A 14427-nucleotide genomic window follows, 5' to 3' on the forward strand; every position below is an offset into this window, starting at 1 on the left:
GACAGGGGAGGAGCAAGGACCATGAAAGCTCTACGCACGCACGCCATTGGCGGACCGGAAACGCTCACGCTTGATGAAGTGGAGGTCCCTGCCCCCGGCAAAGGCGAAGTGCTGGTCGATGTAAAGGCCTGCGCGATCAACTTTCCCGATACGCTGATTATTCGCGACCTCTACCAGTTCAAGCCGGAGCGTCCGTTCGCGCCTGGTGGCGAAATCGCGGGCGTGGTCGAAGCGGTTGGCGAAGGCGTCGAAAACTTCAAGCCGGGCGACCGCGTCATGGCGGGGATCGGCAATGGCGGCCTCGCGGAAAAGGTCGTCGCGCCAGCGGGCCGCATGTTCCCGGTGCCAGACGGCGTTCCGTTCGAGAAAGCGGCATCCTTGCTGATGACCTATGGCACAACGATCCATGGCCTCAAGGATCGCGGCCACATCAAGGCGGGCGATACCGTGCTTGTGCTGGGCGCCGCGGGCGGTGTGGGTCTCTCGGCCGTCGAGCTCGCCAAGGCGTTTGGCGCGCGCGTGGTGGCCGCTGTCTCTTCGGAAGAGAAAGGCGAAGTCGCGCGCAAGGCTGGCGCGGATGAAGTCGTCATCTACCCCAAAGGCGAGATGGACAAGGATGCGTCGAAGGAACTCGCCAACGCGTTCAAGGCAGCCTGCGGTCCGGAAGGCGCGAACATCGTCTATGATATCGTCGGCGGGCAATATTCAGAGCCTGCTCTGCGCTCGATCGCGTGGGAGGGGCGCTTTCTGGTGGTCGGCTTCCCGGCTGGTATCGCGAAGATGCCACTGAACCTGACACTGCTGAAAAGCTGCGACATCTGCGGCGTCTTCTGGGGCGCGTTCACCGCGCGCGAACCGCAAAAATTCGTCGCGCAGGTCAAAGAACTGTTCCAGCTTATGCAAGACGGCAAGATCGATCCGCTTATTTCCGAGACTTTCCCGCTCGCACGGGGCGGTGAAGCGATCGCGAAGCTCGAAAGCCGCCAGGCGGTGGGCAAGCTTGTGGTGACGATGGACTAATCCAGCTTGTAGCCTGCGCCCACGCGCCCTATTTTGCCTATCAAGAGCCATTCCCAAGGGGACACACTATGACCGATTTCAAAGACCGCGAGCGCGGCGAAGAAGCCAAGTTCGCCTTTGACGAGGAAACCGCGTTCAAGATCGCGGCACGGCGCAACCGTCTGCTTGGCGAATGGGCCGCGAGCCTGATGGGCCTGACGGCAGAGGAAACCGACGCCTACAAGAAAGCGGTTGTCCAGGCTGACTTCGAGGAAGCTGGCGATGAAGACGTGGTCCGCAAGCTGCTTGGCGATCTGACTGCCGCTGATGCTGACGTAAGCGAAGCCGACATTCGCGCAAAACTGGAAGAATGCGCCGTTGAAGCGCGCCGCCAGTTCATGAGCGAAGGCTGATCGGAACAGGACCATCGCACCATGCCAATGAGCGCAGACGAAATCACTCGGGCAATCACCGACGCCTTGCCGGGGGCAGAGGTCGTGATGACGGACCTTGCCGGCGACAATGACCACTGGGCTGCGAAGGTCACTGCCCCGCAGTTTGCTGGCAAGAACCGCGTCCAGCAGCACAAGATGGTCTACGATGCGCTCGGCGGGCGGATGGGAGGAGTGCTTCACGCCTTGCAACTGAGCACTGCCGCTCCCAACTAAGCTGCATCAATTCTACCGGGATCAGAAAAGACAATGACCGACACAAACGCGCGCATCGAAAACCTCGTATCCAACAATGATGTTGTCCTGTTCATGAAGGGCACGCCACTGTTTCCGCAATGTGGTTTCTCCAGCCGTGCAGTGCAGATCCTCGATCACTGCGGTGTTTCCTATGAAAGCGTTGACGTGCTCCAGGACATGGAAATCCGCCAGGGCATCAAGGCTTATTCCGACTGGCCAACCATCCCGCAGCTCTACGTCAAAGGCGAGTTTCTGGGCGGCAGCGACATCATGATGGAAATGTTCGAAGCAGGCGAATTGCAGCAGCTGCTCGACGAGCAGGGTGTCGCAAAAGCTGAAGGTTGAAGGACCACTCATCCAATCCAATCTGAAGGTGGCATGTCACGACAGCACCTGAAGTGTCGGTCAGGCGGTGAGTTTCAATTTTCGGATGTAACGGGAGAGGCGGGATCGGGAGACCGGTGATCCCGCCTCTGTATCGAAGACCAACGGGTATGCCTGTTTCTTTGCATATGCCGTGCCAAATCTGAGAAATGGCCGTTTTCCGCGAGCTTGAATGGTAAACGCAGCGGTTAATAGCCACCCCATTGTAAAGTTTCCCGACTCCGCGATGCAATTGACGGGTTGGCAAGTCGCGCAGCGCCCTTCAGTAGGGATCGCATGAGCTCTTCCACCCAGACCAGGCCTGAGGGCATTCCTGCAGCCACTATCATTATTTTCCGCAATGGCGCGGCAGATGGTCCGCCTGAAATCCTCATGACCATCCGCAGCCGCGAGATGGTGTTCGCAGGCGGCATGGCGGTCTTTCCCGGTGGCCGCGTCGACCCGGCTGACTTTGAACTGGGCGCGATGCTCGGAGGAGAACTGCCTCCAGACGAAGCCGCGCATCAGATTGCGGTCGTCAGGGAAACACTGGAAGAGACAGGGCTCGTCGTCGGCCTCAAGGGCGAAATAGATGCTGACAAGGCGCGTGCGTCCCGGCGGTTCCTTGAGGAAACGGGCGAGCTGGCCTCTGTACTTGATCATTTCGGCTGGGAGCTGGACCTCGATCAAATCACCCCGTTCGCGCGGTGGTATCCCAAGAATGAGAAACTCTCACGCGTTTACGACACGCGCTTTTACCTGGCCAATCTGGGAACCGGCGCGGTCGATATCGCGGCCGACCAGTCTGAGAACACGCATCTGTTCTGGACCACGGCGCAGGGCGCACTGGATGCGGCAGATCGGGGCGAGATCAAGCTGATCTTTCCGACCCGCCGCAATCTTGAACGGCTCGCATTGTTCGAGGATTTTGCGGCAGCGAAGGCGCAGGCGGAAGCCATTCCCGTACGCACGATTGTGCCGAGGGTCGACAATAGCACGGGCCAGCCCATGCTGACCATTCTCGAGGATGCGGGATACCCCGTCACCAGCGAGTTGCTGGAGAGCGTGACGCGGGGTTAAGCTGAACTAAAACGTTAGGTCGATTGCCAGCGAAGCGATGTATTCGCTTCATCATTTCACTTCAGGCATGGGTAAGACACCAAGAAGGCGCAGCAATTCAAAGGTCTGACCGTTAATAGCCAAGATTGCGTCACGTTCGGCAATGATTTCCTTTGCTCCGAAGACGGAAGAGGTTTCAAGCTGGCCTCTCTTCTTTCTCCGATGAACAAATCTATCGTGTTCATTGAGGCCAGACCAAAGACCATGAACGATGTCGTTCCTTATTTCGCGAAGGCGGGCGTGCTCGTCGGTCATTTCAAGCAACTTCTTTTTGGTCTTTGGGTCAGATATTCGCTCTGCTCCAGACCGAAGCCGTCTTTCCATCTCCACAAGTTGCCCATCCAATAGCTCCCCCTTAATTTCGGTTGCATCAACTTTCTCTAGAGCCGCAATTATTCGGATGATTTCTCTTTCATGCCTTGCCCAATCCATGATGAAGATTCCGATCGCGAACGGCGTCGAAGCAAGTTCGATTGCGAATTGGGGTATTTGGGAACCTTGCACTTCCAACTTCCATAGTGCGCACCCCAGCGGGATGCCTGATAATTAGCGCGCCCGGCAGGACTGTCCTCGCCGCTATGCGGCTCGTTCAACTCCGCGCCTAGCGGCGCTCCGTTTCCGAACTCTGTTCGAGCCCACCATCGCAACAGCCATAAGGCACCCCTGACAGGGTGCCTGATAGCTGGCGCGCCCGGCAGGACTCGAACCTGCTGCCTCAAGATTAGAAGTCTGATTTGGTGGCATCCGATGATGTCCGAAGATACCAGAATCCGTGGATTTTCGAGCTATTATCGTCCGATAGTGTTGCCTTATATCCGGCGCTAGGTTACCTAAGGTGTTACCTTTGGTTGTCAGGTAACAGGCGAACAGGCAAATGCTGACCGATACGAAGATTGCCGCGATAAAGGCGCCCGCCAAGGGCCAAGACGAGCACCCAGACCATAAGGTGACCGGACTTCGGCTTCGCATCGGCACAAGCGGGAAAAAGGTCTGGACCTTGCGCAAACGTGTGGGGCCCAAGACGATCAATCGTAAGCTAGGAACATATCCAGCTATGAAACTCGCAAGCGCTCGTTCTGCTGCCGAGAAGATGCTTGAAGCACTGGAACGAGATGGCAGTACGGAAGGCATTGATCGCACATTCGGGGAAGTCGCGAGACAATGGCTCGAAAAACGAGCAAAGCCGAACAACAAGAGCTGGCAGCTTCAACAGCGCCAGCTTGAGCGTCATGTGTTTCCCGCTTGGGAGCACCGAAAGATAACTGAGATTAAGCGCAGAGACGCAAGGGAGCTTATTTCGAGCCTTGAGGGTGCGATCCTACCCAACCGCGTACTAGCACTCATAAAGACGATCTTTCGTTATGCTCTGAAAGAAGAGTTCATCGATGCATCGCCAACTGAGGCGATGGACAAGCCCACCGAGGAAACCGCCCGCGATCGCTTCCTGAACATGCAGGAAGTGGCGCGGATTTGGGCAGGTGCGGAACTGCTCGGCTATCCGATGGGACAATTCCTGCGAATGCTTCTTTTGACAGGCCAGCGCCGCACTGAGGTTGCTCACATGCGTTGGGAACATATCGACATGAAAGCGGCCACATGGATAGTGCCGGAAACCAAGTCGGATCGCGCGAACCTAGTCCCCCTCCCCCCGCTGGCAATCGAGATTCTCAAGGCCTCGCCTCGTTTTGGGCCTTTCGTTTTTACCACGAACGGGGAGACACCCATAAGTGCCTTCGCCCGCATGAAAACGCAGATAGATCGCTTGATGCTGGCCAAGAACGAACAGGTGCAGGATTGGCGACTGCATGATCTAAGACGAACAGCGGCAACACACATGGTACGGCTGGGCTCCTCAGTCGAAGTAGTTGGAAGGGTGCTCAATCACGCTGCCAAAGGGGTAACGGCGCAAGTGTATGCATTGCACGATTTCGCACCCGAGAAGCGCAGAGCGCTGGAAGCCTGGGCGGCTGAGGTCGATCGATCTTTCAATGGCGAACGCGCCGGGAATGTGGTGCAACTAAATGGCTGAGACAGTGCTCAACGAAGCTGCCAAAGCAGAGATAGAGAGGCGTTGGCCGGCATTGCCGCTTTGGCGTGTTGCCAGGATTGCAGAGGTATACAGGGAGGACGTGACGAAAGAAGCGCCCGAATGGCGCGCTATTGTCTCGTCACGGCATTCGCTTGCGAAGCTCCAAAGCAATGTGGCTGAAGTGTTGCGCCAACTGAAAAATCCATCAACGGCCATCAAAGCGCTTTTGGCACCCTCAACTGTCTCCCAAGCCCATGATGCTCTGATTCATCTCCAGACAGGACTCAAGAAAGCGAGTGCGGCAGCTCCGCTCGGGACCGCCCAGAAATGGTGGCGACGTTACCTAGTTGGAGCAGTTCGAGAGGTAGTGGAGGAGTATCTTGGTAGTGGCGACAACTCGGCGATAATCGCGCTTGTCCAAATCATCATCAACAGTGTTGAAGAGCCAGATTTCTCATTTGAGCAAGCTAAGGAGCTCGTAAAACAGTACTAGGGAGATTGTCGGAGAATTTTCGAACCAATCTCCCCTGCAACCTTGTCGACTGTCCGATAAATCTGCGTAAATTCCAGAGCCGTCCGAAATGATGGAGCGGCTATAATGACCCGATTCCTTAGATTACCTGCGGTCTTGGATCGCACCGGCCTGACCCGCGCGACCATATATGAAATGGTCGACCGGGGGGATTTCCCTCGACCTGCCAAAATCGGAGCGCGCGCGATCGCTTGGCCTGAAGACGAGGTGCAAGCCTGGGCAGAAGACCGTCTTGCAGAGCGAGCGGGAGCATGACCGGTCCTCCTCAACCACGAAAAAGCCGCCCTGGCAGGGGCGGCTCTGATCTTCGCTGGTACGCATTCGATCAATTACCTCCGTACAGAAACCTGATTCGATGGGCAAGCCTGACCGCTGTGTGCCGTGATCAACGTCTTGCGGGAGGGAAGTGGCCATGAGCAACGTTCTTCAATTTCCGACTGATCGCTTCTTCACGGTGCGCGAATGTCCGCGCTCCTGGGTTGTCGAGCTTGCGTTCCCTTTTGGCGGCAAGGTTCGTCGTCAGCGTTGGGGATCGAACTTTCGCCACCGGGAAAGCGCTGAGAACTATGCGCGCCGTCTGGGTAAGCGCTGGGGCTGCAAGGTCTTGGTTGGGGAAGTGGCATGAACGCGGCTGTCATGCTCGATCGCGACGATATCCGCGTCTTCCTACCGAACATAGGCGAGGCTGAACACGCTCTGCGAGCGAAGATGCGCTCGTATCGCAATGCGGCTTCCGCAATGGTTTCTCGCACCGAGAGCGACACTGCACGCCAATTGGCATGGATCGTCGTTGAGTACGGCTGCGCCAATCTCTACGCGCCTGCCACCGAACCGGAACTCGAGGATCTCAACAAGCTCTTCAAGCGCCTGATGATCACAGCGATACATGTCGAAAACATCGATCAGTTCGGCCCTGGGGTGATCAGTAGCGGAGGGCCAAATCATGGATGATGATGGTTTCGACGCGACCGGCGATGATGAAGCTAACATCGCAAGCCTTGAGCGGCTTTATAACGAGATGCGTGACTGCGATCGGACAGTCGGTTTCGAGTCTCCGGAAATGCGCCGTCAAAGGCAGCGTGATGAGAACGTTGAGATAGGGGAAGGCCCGAACGTAATTCCTACGGCTCAGATCTACACGCTCGAAGAAATGCTGGCTGAGTTCGTCTTCATTAAAGACGGCTCGCAAGTGGCCCCGCTTTCTTTGCCTCAAGCGGCGCTCAGGCTTCCAGACTTCAGAAATGCCTTTGCTGCATCTCGTCATTCCTATGAAGTAGAGGGGAAAGTCAAAACGATGCCTGTGACTAAGGCGTGGCTTGAGCATCGAGACCGGATGGAGGCTTCCGGGATTACCTTTCGAGCAGGCGGCAAGCGGCTGACTCGCGATCCGAACACGGGACTCAATTCGATCAACCTATGGATGGGTTTCGATCAGAAGCCAGCGCCTGATAACTGGCAGACTCGCTCCGCACCCTTTGTTGATCATTTGGCTTGGCTTTGGGGCGAACATGTTGACGAATTTCTCGATTGGCTTGCTCATATTCAGCAGAAACCGGGTGTTCTTCCACACTTTGGCTGGGTTCATATCAGCAGACAACACGGCAAAGGGCGGAATTGGATTTCCTCTGTGCTGGCGCGTGTCTGGGCTGGATATGTTGCGGCGTCGCTGGAACTGCTTCCAATCCTGACAGGCGGTTTCAATGGTCGCATGTCACGCAAACTCTTGGCGATCGTGGATGAGATCAATGAGGGCGGAAACGCTAGCTACAGGCATGCCCAGAAGCTGAGGCAAATTGTCACCGAAGAGCACCGAGAGATCAATCCAAAATACGGGCGTCAAAGGGTCGAGCACAACATCTGCCGATGGCTGTTTTTCTCGAACCACACCGGCGCGCTGCCTTTGACTGATCAAGACCGCCGCTTCTGGGTTGTATCTCATGATGGTGAGCCTCGGACGCGAGAATACTATTCAGAGCTCTATGGGTTACTCGATGATCCAGAATTCATTGCGTCAGTTGCAGAATTGCTAAAGCGGAGGGACATTTCGAAGTTCAATCCTGGTGCTCAGCCACCCATGACTGATGCGAAGGCTGAACTCATTTCATTCAGTCAGTCCGAGGATGATATCCTCTTGGCAGAAGTCGCAAGAAACTGGCCTGTCGACTTGATTACAGGGGCGGAAATTACAGCCCTCTTACCTGGTGATAGTGGCATTGTAGCTGGGGTTAAGTTCTCGATGGACCGAGCTCAGATTCGAAAGCACCCTAGAAAAATCAGGGTTTTCGCACAGGGGCCTCAGAACATCTATGTGCTGCGAAATTATGAACGTTGGAGCCGTTCTTCGAATGAAGAAATCAAGGCTGAGATCAATCGCATTGGTGATGGCGAGAAGCGGAAAGCGCTTGATGTCGATTAATGTCAAGGGAGCTGGAACACCGAAAGATCAATGAAATCAGATCTTTCACTCAATTGTGTTCCAGCCGTTCCGGCCTCCCTTTAGACTTCAAAACGTTATCCATTTTATTCAGTAAGTTTAGGGGTAGCTCAGAACAGCTAGAACGCTGGAACAGCGATTCAAGGCCGATCGTCCAAACTGCTAGGGCTTGTTCTCAAGCTTCAGGAGTTAAGGGCTATGACTTTCAAGAAGGGACAGAGTGGCAACCCCGGCGGTAGACCAAAAGTCCTGCTTGCCGATGGCAGGACACTAACCGACTTGGCGCGAGAGCATACCGTAGAGGCGGTGGAGACGCTGGTGCAGATCGCGACTGGCGGCGAAAGCGAGAATGCCCGTGTCTCTGCTGCTATTGCTCTGCTCGATCGTGGCTGGGGCAAGCCGAGGCAAGACTTGGGTATCGATCTGCGCTCCGATGAAGCAACGGCTGCACTACTTGAAGCTGCGCGTAAGCGGGCATTGGTTCCGCGATTAGAGGCTGCATAATCTCATTGCCTATCCCTACATATTCGCCTAACGTTCGTTAGTGTGATTTGTAGGGAAGGCGTTAGCGATGAAAGCCGTAGCATATTACCGCGTTTCGACAGAGAAACAGGGCAAGTCTGGTCTAGGGCTGGAAGCGCAAAAAGAGGTGGTGGAGAGCCTTTGCCGGGACAGGGGCTGGGAGATCATCGCGCCACCGTTCACCGAGATCGAAAGTGGTAAGAGGGCTGATCGTCCTGAATTGGCGAAAGCCCTTCACAGGGCGAAAGTCACGGGCGCTACACTCGTGGTGGCGAAGCTCGATCGATTGAGCCGCAACGTGGCCTTCCTGGCAACGCTTCAGGATAGCGGCGCAAAGTTCATCGCTGCGGACATGCCGGAAGCCAACGAACTCACCGTGCATATCATGGCTGCTGTGGCACAAGCCGAACGCAAGGCGATCTCTAGACGCACCAAGGACGCTCTCAGGGCCGCGAAAGCGCGAGGTGTGCGCCTTGGCAACCCGAACGGCGCTGATGCGCTCAGGCGGGCTCAGAAAGGCAACACAGCGGCAATTGAGAGCCTCAAGGCTGATGCACAAGAGCGAGCCGAAGAATTGCGCTCAGTGATTGAGGATCTGAATGCCAAGGGCATTTCATCCTTCACCGGATTGGCAAAGGCTATGAATGAAGGCGGCTTTGTCACGCCTCGCGGCGGCAAGTGGCATGCGTCGAGCGTGAAGAACTTGCTGGGTAGGTTGGCGTGACAACGCTTCCGTCAGCTTTCAGGCAAGCGCCTGTGAATGATCAGAGGCGGCTTATGGGGTGGAAAGCTGCCGTCAAAATCCCGCAATTCGAAGCCGCAAAGCGGATTGGCTATTTCGAGATTACCCCGCGCCGAGCCAAGATAGGCTTGTTCAATCAAACTCTGGCTCTGGCACTCTGAATGTTCGGCGTCGTGCCACGAAATAGAGCCCGCTTCCCACGGCCAGTAGCACGATCATCAGCCCGAATGCGCTTGCCGGCGCCTGGATCATGGTGAACAGCGTAAATCCTCCCGATACCGCCATCACCGGCCACCAATACAGCGCAAGGCGGCCATTGTGCCGCTCGTCGGTGCGGCGCATCAGAACGACGAAGCTGGCGATCACGAGCACGCTTGTCACGGTTGATGCCAGCGAAGTGACCTGCGCCAGAAAGACGAAGGCCCCACTCGATAGCATCACCGCAACGACGGCAGCGAACATCAGCACGGCGCGGTCGGGGGTCTGGAACCGAGGCGATATATGGGCGAGAGTTGAGGGCAATAGACCGCGATCGGCCATGCCGAAGATGAGGCGCGGCCCGCCGATGAAATAGTTCAGCGCATTGGTCGCGATTGAAAAGATTGCGGCAAGGCTGATAATCAACACGCCTGCGTCGCCCATCACGGCTCCGGCAGCGGCAGCGAGCGGGGTTGCATCGCCATCGCTTTGCGGGGCTCCGGCCGCGATGTAAGCCCATTGCACCGCCATATAGAAGATGGTGATAAGCGCGAGCGAACACAGCATCGTCAGCGGGAGATCGCGCCGCGGGCGTTTCAATTCGCCGGCCGAATAGGCCCCGACTTCTGCGCCCGAAAAGGCGAAATAGACCAGCAGCGCAACGCTTTCGAACTGGCCAAAGCGCGGCAGGATGAACTCGCTAGCAATGCCGCCCGAGGCATAGGCCAGCCCACAAAGTAGCAGGATCGGCGTCAGCTTGAGCACGGTTCCCACCGCCACCGAGCCGATGCTGTTGCGCATCCCCGAAATGACGATCCCAGTCAGCGCGACCAGCAGGAACGCCAGGGCCAGTGCTCGCGCCCCTGGTTCGCCAAGCGCGGGAAAGATCGCGGCCATGTAGGAGACGAGCACATACAGCGTCGCTGCGCGGCCCGCACTCATGCCCAGCACAATCCAGAACCCGACCAGAAACCCGGCAAACGGGCCGAATGCCGCCTGTATCCAAAGTTGGGGCCCGCCCGATGACCGGAACATGTTGCACAGCCGAGCGACAATCAAAGTGCCGCAGGAGTAAAGCAGCCCGAAGATCAGGAACATCCACGGCGCGAAATTGCCTACTTCGGAATATAGCAACGCGGGCACGGCAAAGATGCCTGCCCCGATCATGCCATTGACGCTCATCAGCGTCGCGCCAAAGGGACCGACCACCCGAGGCGGAGATTTAACATCGTGCATTGAGAAGCCCCCTCCACAGAAGGGGCCTGATTATTTGCAGGCTGTCAAAGCTTTTCTTAGCCTGCGTTGCTGCTGCGAACATCCCGACGTTGATGCATCACCAATGGGGCTGCTAATCTCTGCCGAGGATAGGCAAACCGCTCCAAGTTCTGAATTTGCATGATGACCGCAAGTGGGTCGTTGCCTGAACAGCAGCTTTTAGCGAAATTGTCTCAAATACCGACATTCAGCTTACGACCCAATTGCGGACGTCGGACCGGTTGAAAGCGGTCTTGCGAGGTGACGCTTGTTAGGTCGGGAGCGCCCTCCCGATTAGAGTGATGTTAACCCTGTCCCTTTACTCACCTTGGCAATTTCGAAACTTCGAAGTTGGAGGCTTCGGTGCAACCGCTTGCTGGCTCAGCATATTGGGACGTTTACGAAGTCCTCGATGACCTGCGAGTTGCGGAGGCTGTCTCGGTCGGCTCATTGCGAAAGATGTATTCGGCCATTGACGAACTGCGAGGCCAGGAAGCTCCCGCAAGCCACATTGCTTTGGTTGAGCAGATTACTGTTGCGATGCATCGGTTGGAAGCTGCCAGACGACGCAAGGACAGTGAAGCTGAAGATGAAGCGAGAAACCAACTGGACGGGATGGTAGCGGAGTGGTTCGACAAACGCCTCGCTCGTGTCGCTGGACCCTCCCGACTGGCAACACCTGACAATAACGAGGAGCCGTCTAACGAAGAGCGAAAGCCGGTTCCGACCATTAGCCAGGCCGGCCGGTTTGTGCAGTTCCGCCGGAGTGATGGGTCTCTGGTAGCGTGCCAAGTTTCTCGTGTTCTGTATGTCGCTAAGGGCGACCACGGGGCCATCCTGCAATTTGGGAGTGGGACGCAATTAAATTTACGGAACAGCTTTGAGGAAGTGTTGTACTTGCTGGAGGTTGAAGAAGGCTAAGTCTCCAGCGCGGCATCCTTACAGCCGACAGGAGGCTTCGTTGCGCTTCGAGCCACAAGCAGACCGACTGGTAACGTCCCGATTGCTGAGACTGCATTTTCAGACCCAGGATTGTTTTGCCGATCGTTGAGGTGTAATTTGCTGAGGCGCCCTCGGTACTGGAGGAAGTCAATGCGAAGTGCCCAAATCCTCCTAGCTGCGCTTGCGCTCTCACAAGCTGGCTGTGCTCAGGCAAGCCCCGCGAATGAAACGAGCGAGATGGCTGGGTCGGTCACTGACGACGAAATCTTCAAAGCGGCTGGTTTCGAGTTTTCCGAAGAAGCGTGGCGCAAGTGCGGCGATCCAGGGACGATGAGCTACGAGCCCGGCGCGATTATGGAACGCGGCGATTTCAACGGCGATGGTCTGGTTGACGCTCTAGTTACCGAAGGCGGGACCTATTGCTTTGGGATGGCAGGCTATGGCTACACCCTAGTTTCGCAACAGAAAGATGGCACTTGGCGCATTCTCGACGAGCGTATCGGGATACCCAGTTTCCTTGAGACAAAGGGAACAGAGGGATGGCCGGACATCGAGGTCGGGGGGCCAGGCTTCTGCTTCCCGGTCATTCGTTGGAACGGCAAAGAATATGAAATTGACCGAACACAGTATGAGGGCGCGCCTTGCCCGCAATGACTGCTGAAAACGTCCGCGTTCACCCCATTAGCTGTCTTCGTGGCTGGTTGAGCAAGTGCCAGAAGGAATCGGGCTGCTAACGATCCAGTTGCGGACATTAGTCACGCGATCCTAAGATTCCCCCTTGGAAAAAATGGCCCCGCCCGAAGGCAGAGCCATGAAGTTGAGGAACCTTGATCAAAACCAAGGCCCTTCGGGTCGCTTTGAGAGCTTTAGTGGTGGGATATGACAAGCGCGTGAACCAGGAACGCAAAGATCGGGTTAATAGCGCTTCTTCCTAAAACGAGCCAAGTCCAGCCAATGCTCCGTTGCACCAGCTCTTCATCTTGACCGCAGGTGCTAGACCCATTCTCTTTCGCGAAGTCCGGCATCGTCACACCAAACTAACGCAAGACTAAAAGCATACGTCTCTTTTGGCGGGGACCAAAACCCGCCTATAAGGCTGGAGTGACGAGGGGTAGTTATGAGCGACATAACAGATGGACTGGGCACAGCAATCGAGGGCTCACTCGCCGGACGATCAGTAGAGCCGCGCCAAGGCGAGACCAATCCGCAGACCGAAGCACTCGAAAGGGTTACCTGCCTCAACTGCAGTACTTCATTCACAAGCCCTCATTGCCCCCAGTGCGGACAGAAGCGCGATGTGCCTAGAAGTCTTACTGCCATCGGCCACGATATTGTACACGGAGTGCTGCATCTCGACGGTAAACTATGGCGCACCCTGCCGCTGCTTGTGTTCAAGCCTGGCAATCTCACCCGGCGCTATATCGACGGCGAACGCGCGAAGTTCGTCAGCCCGATGGCCATGTTCCTTTTCAGTGTCTTTCTCATGTTCGCAGTGTTTCAGATGGTCGGACTCACCACGCCAACCGATCTGACGAGTGATGCGCGCGCCCAGGTCACGCAGATGGTCACAGCCGAGAGCGAAGCGATTGTTACGCAAATCGCCGAGATTGATGCGGAATTGGCTTCGTCGGATCTTGATGCGGCTCGCCGTGAAGCTCTTCTGACGCAGCGTGCGAGCCTTGCAACCGATCTCAGGCTGCTTGAAACACGCGGACGGAACCTCTCCCAATGGCTAATCTCGGGCGACAACAGCTATGTCGGAGAGCTCAAGTCAGCTGGCGAAGACCAGATCGCCGAGGCAAAGAAAAGGCTGAAGGTCCTTCCAGAAGGGTCATCAGAATATACTGATCTTGCTGCCGAGATCGCTGCTGCAGAACGCGGGCTGTCAGAGCTCCAAAAGTTAGAAGACCAAGCGCAGAGCACGATCCCATTCCTTGAAAACAGTGACGGGACAATCGCGGCCACAAAAACGGGGGTTGGATTGGTGGATTCTTTGGTCGAGAAATGGAGATCAAACCCGAGCCTGATGCTCTATAAGCTGCAAACAAACGGGTACAAATTCAGCTGGCTCCTTATTCCTCTGTCTATCCCATTTGTTTGGCTGATCTTTGCATGGAAGCGTAGGTTCAAAGCCTATGACCACGCCATCTTTGTAACTTATTCGCTCAGCTTTATGTCACTCTTGTTCATCGCGATGTCGTTGGTTGCAGCGAGCTCAATTGATCAAAGTGGCAGCTACGCTTTCATGATCTTTGCGACGGTCGCGCCTCTTCATGTCTACAAGCAACTAAAATATACATACGACCTGTCACGCCTCTCAACGCTGTGGCGTTTCCTCGCGCTGTTGATATTTGTCTTGATCGTGTTGTTGCTGTTTTTGCAGGCGCTACTCGTGCTTGGCGCGTTTTAAACCAAATGAAGTTGATATTGACACTTGCCGTTTTCGTTTTGGCTAGTCCGAACTTGTCTGCGAGCGCGGGGAAAATTTAGGTGAACGCCATTCAGGCCGAGCTTCCAGAGAGCGCGGCACCAGGTATCACCGAGCCGCACGGGCCATGGGCCAAGCTCATGAACATGACGGATCAGGTCTCGGGCCCAAAGTGG

Annotated in this window: 18 protein-coding genes; 16 read left to right on the plus strand and 2 right to left on the minus strand. The window is 56.0% G+C overall.

Annotated elements, in window-relative coordinates:
• Nucleotides 1-21 precede the first annotated feature (21 nt).
• The 5 genes from ACG9DO_RS14165 to ACG9DO_RS14185 all read left to right on the plus strand — a co-directional run bounded on the left by ACG9DO_RS14165 (nucleotide 22) and on the right by ACG9DO_RS14185 (nucleotide 3131).
• Complete coding sequence (locus tag ACG9DO_RS14165; protein ID WP_394729036.1) at nucleotides 22-1020, plus strand: NADPH:quinone oxidoreductase family protein; 999 nt, start codon at nucleotides 22-24, stop codon at nucleotides 1018-1020.
• 68 nt (nucleotides 1021-1088) lie between these two features.
• Complete coding sequence (locus ACG9DO_RS14170; protein WP_394729038.1) at nucleotides 1089-1412, plus strand: DUF1476 domain-containing protein; 324 nt, start codon at nucleotides 1089-1091, stop codon at nucleotides 1410-1412.
• 21 nt (nucleotides 1413-1433) lie between these two features.
• Entirely contained in the window at nucleotides 1434-1667 is a 234-nt protein-coding gene (locus tag ACG9DO_RS14175) for a BolA/IbaG family iron-sulfur metabolism protein (protein ID WP_394729040.1), read from the plus strand.
• Between the two features lie 33 nt (nucleotides 1668-1700).
• On the plus strand, nucleotides 1701-2033 hold the full coding sequence (gene grxD, locus ACG9DO_RS14180; RefSeq protein WP_394729042.1) for a Grx4 family monothiol glutaredoxin: 333 nt from the start codon (nucleotides 1701-1703) through the stop codon (nucleotides 2031-2033).
• Nucleotides 2034-2348: 315 nt separating this feature from the next.
• Nucleotides 2349-3131 carry an NUDIX domain-containing protein gene (locus tag ACG9DO_RS14185; protein WP_394729044.1) on the plus strand — a complete coding sequence of 261 codons (783 nt, stop codon included), beginning with the start codon at nucleotides 2349-2351 and terminating at the stop codon, nucleotides 3129-3131.
• A gap of 51 nt (nucleotides 3132-3182) precedes the next feature.
• Here the strand turns inward: ACG9DO_RS14185 and ACG9DO_RS14190 are convergent, their stop codons facing one another.
• Complete coding sequence (locus ACG9DO_RS14190) at nucleotides 3183-3602, minus strand: hypothetical protein (protein WP_394729046.1); 420 nt, start codon at nucleotides 3600-3602, stop codon at nucleotides 3183-3185.
• A 442-nt stretch (nucleotides 3603-4044) separates the two neighbouring features.
• Here ACG9DO_RS14190 and ACG9DO_RS14195 point away from each other — a divergent pair, with 442 nt between their 5' ends.
• The 8 genes from ACG9DO_RS14195 (at nucleotide 4045) to ACG9DO_RS14230 (ending at nucleotide 9411) form a co-directional block, all read left to right on the plus strand.
• Nucleotides 4045-5199 (plus strand): tyrosine-type recombinase/integrase, encoded by a 1155-nt coding sequence (locus ACG9DO_RS14195; RefSeq protein WP_394729048.1) that lies wholly within the window; start codon nucleotides 4045-4047, stop codon nucleotides 5197-5199.
• A complete protein-coding gene (locus ACG9DO_RS14200) occupies nucleotides 5192-5692 on the plus strand; it encodes a hypothetical protein (protein WP_394729050.1) in 501 nt (166 codons plus the stop codon). Before ACG9DO_RS14195 ends, ACG9DO_RS14200 begins: the two co-directional genes overlap by 8 nt.
• Before the next feature lie 105 nt (nucleotides 5693-5797).
• Nucleotides 5798-5986, plus strand: coding sequence for a helix-turn-helix transcriptional regulator (locus ACG9DO_RS14205; protein WP_394729052.1), 189 nt, complete (start codon nucleotides 5798-5800; stop codon nucleotides 5984-5986).
• A 157-nt stretch (nucleotides 5987-6143) separates the two neighbouring features.
• A complete protein-coding gene (locus tag ACG9DO_RS14210; protein WP_394729054.1) occupies nucleotides 6144-6356 on the plus strand; it encodes a hypothetical protein in 213 nt (70 codons plus the stop codon).
• Nucleotides 6353-6682: a hypothetical protein gene (locus tag ACG9DO_RS14215; RefSeq protein ID WP_394729056.1), complete on the plus strand. Its 330-nt coding sequence runs from the start codon at nucleotides 6353-6355 to the stop codon at nucleotides 6680-6682. Before ACG9DO_RS14210 ends, ACG9DO_RS14215 begins: the two co-directional genes overlap by 4 nt.
• Nucleotides 6675-8147 (plus strand): primase-helicase family protein, encoded by a 1473-nt coding sequence (locus ACG9DO_RS14220; protein WP_394729058.1) that lies wholly within the window; start codon nucleotides 6675-6677, stop codon nucleotides 8145-8147. The genes ACG9DO_RS14215 and ACG9DO_RS14220 overlap by 8 nt, the downstream gene beginning before the upstream one ends.
• Before the next feature lie 216 nt (nucleotides 8148-8363).
• On the plus strand, nucleotides 8364-8669 hold the full coding sequence (locus ACG9DO_RS14225; RefSeq protein ID WP_394729060.1) for a DUF5681 domain-containing protein: 306 nt from the start codon (nucleotides 8364-8366) through the stop codon (nucleotides 8667-8669).
• Nucleotides 8670-8736: 67 nt separating this feature from the next.
• Nucleotides 8737-9411 carry a recombinase family protein gene (locus ACG9DO_RS14230; protein WP_394729062.1) on the plus strand — a complete coding sequence of 225 codons (675 nt, stop codon included), beginning with the start codon at nucleotides 8737-8739 and terminating at the stop codon, nucleotides 9409-9411.
• A 150-nt stretch (nucleotides 9412-9561) separates the two neighbouring features.
• Here the strand turns inward: ACG9DO_RS14230 and ACG9DO_RS14235 are convergent, their stop codons facing one another.
• Nucleotides 9562-10863, minus strand: coding sequence for an APC family permease (locus tag ACG9DO_RS14235; protein ID WP_394729065.1), 1302 nt, complete (start codon nucleotides 10861-10863; stop codon nucleotides 9562-9564).
• Between the two features lie 381 nt (nucleotides 10864-11244).
• On the opposite strand from ACG9DO_RS14235, the gene ACG9DO_RS14240 reads away from it, so the two are divergent.
• The 3 genes from ACG9DO_RS14240 to ACG9DO_RS14250 all read left to right on the plus strand — a co-directional run bounded on the left by ACG9DO_RS14240 (nucleotide 11245) and on the right by ACG9DO_RS14250 (nucleotide 14233).
• Nucleotides 11245-11802: a hypothetical protein gene (locus tag ACG9DO_RS14240; protein ID WP_394729067.1), complete on the plus strand. Its 558-nt coding sequence runs from the start codon at nucleotides 11245-11247 to the stop codon at nucleotides 11800-11802.
• 171 nt (nucleotides 11803-11973) lie between these two features.
• The gene (locus tag ACG9DO_RS14245; RefSeq protein WP_394729069.1) at nucleotides 11974-12477 is read left to right on the plus strand and encodes a hypothetical protein; all 504 of its coding nucleotides are present in this window, start codon (nucleotides 11974-11976) and stop codon (nucleotides 12475-12477) included.
• Between the two features lie 463 nt (nucleotides 12478-12940).
• Entirely contained in the window at nucleotides 12941-14233 is a 1293-nt protein-coding gene (locus ACG9DO_RS14250) for a DUF3667 domain-containing protein (protein WP_394729071.1), read from the plus strand.
• Nucleotides 14234-14427 lie beyond the last annotated feature (194 nt).

The sequence above is a fragment of the Altererythrobacter sp. GH1-8 genome (assembly GCF_043702085.1).
Classification (GTDB): Bacteria; Pseudomonadota; Alphaproteobacteria; order Sphingomonadales; family Sphingomonadaceae; genus Erythrobacter.

What these genes read in the sequence shown, in the direction of transcription:
- ACG9DO_RS14195 (WP_394729048.1), top strand. Translation starts at nt 4,045, where the DNA reads ATGCTGACCGATACGAAGATTGCCGCGATAAAGGCGCCCGCCAAGGGC.
- ACG9DO_RS14220 (WP_394729058.1), top strand. Translation starts at nt 6,675, where the DNA reads ATGGATGATGATGGTTTCGACGCGACCGGCGATGATGAAGCTAACATC.
- ACG9DO_RS14200 (WP_394729050.1), top strand. Translation starts at nt 5,192, where the DNA reads ATGGCTGAGACAGTGCTCAACGAAGCTGCCAAAGCAGAGATAGAGAGG.
- ACG9DO_RS14165 (WP_394729036.1), top strand. Translation starts at nt 22, where the DNA reads ATGAAAGCTCTACGCACGCACGCCATTGGCGGACCGGAAACGCTCACG.
- ACG9DO_RS14170 (WP_394729038.1), top strand. Translation starts at nt 1,089, where the DNA reads ATGACCGATTTCAAAGACCGCGAGCGCGGCGAAGAAGCCAAGTTCGCC.
- ACG9DO_RS14215 (WP_394729056.1), top strand. Translation starts at nt 6,353, where the DNA reads ATGAACGCGGCTGTCATGCTCGATCGCGACGATATCCGCGTCTTCCTA.
- ACG9DO_RS14245 (WP_394729069.1), top strand. Translation starts at nt 11,974, where the DNA reads ATGCGAAGTGCCCAAATCCTCCTAGCTGCGCTTGCGCTCTCACAAGCT.
- ACG9DO_RS14225 (WP_394729060.1), top strand. Translation starts at nt 8,364, where the DNA reads ATGACTTTCAAGAAGGGACAGAGTGGCAACCCCGGCGGTAGACCAAAA.
- ACG9DO_RS14250 (WP_394729071.1), top strand. Translation starts at nt 12,941, where the DNA reads ATGAGCGACATAACAGATGGACTGGGCACAGCAATCGAGGGCTCACTC.
- ACG9DO_RS14175 (WP_394729040.1), top strand. Translation starts at nt 1,434, where the DNA reads ATGCCAATGAGCGCAGACGAAATCACTCGGGCAATCACCGACGCCTTG.
- ACG9DO_RS14235 (WP_394729065.1), bottom strand. Translation starts at nt 10,863, where the DNA reads ATGCACGATGTTAAATCTCCGCCTCGGGTGGTCGGTCCCTTTGGCGCG.
- ACG9DO_RS14190 (WP_394729046.1), bottom strand. Translation starts at nt 3,602, where the DNA reads ATGGATTGGGCAAGGCATGAAAGAGAAATCATCCGAATAATTGCGGCT.
- ACG9DO_RS14230 (WP_394729062.1), top strand. Translation starts at nt 8,737, where the DNA reads ATGAAAGCCGTAGCATATTACCGCGTTTCGACAGAGAAACAGGGCAAG.
- ACG9DO_RS14205 (WP_394729052.1), top strand. Translation starts at nt 5,798, where the DNA reads ATGACCCGATTCCTTAGATTACCTGCGGTCTTGGATCGCACCGGCCTG.
- ACG9DO_RS14210 (WP_394729054.1), top strand. Translation starts at nt 6,144, where the DNA reads ATGAGCAACGTTCTTCAATTTCCGACTGATCGCTTCTTCACGGTGCGC.
- grxD (WP_394729042.1), top strand. Translation starts at nt 1,701, where the DNA reads ATGACCGACACAAACGCGCGCATCGAAAACCTCGTATCCAACAATGAT.
- ACG9DO_RS14185 (WP_394729044.1), top strand. Translation starts at nt 2,349, where the DNA reads ATGAGCTCTTCCACCCAGACCAGGCCTGAGGGCATTCCTGCAGCCACT.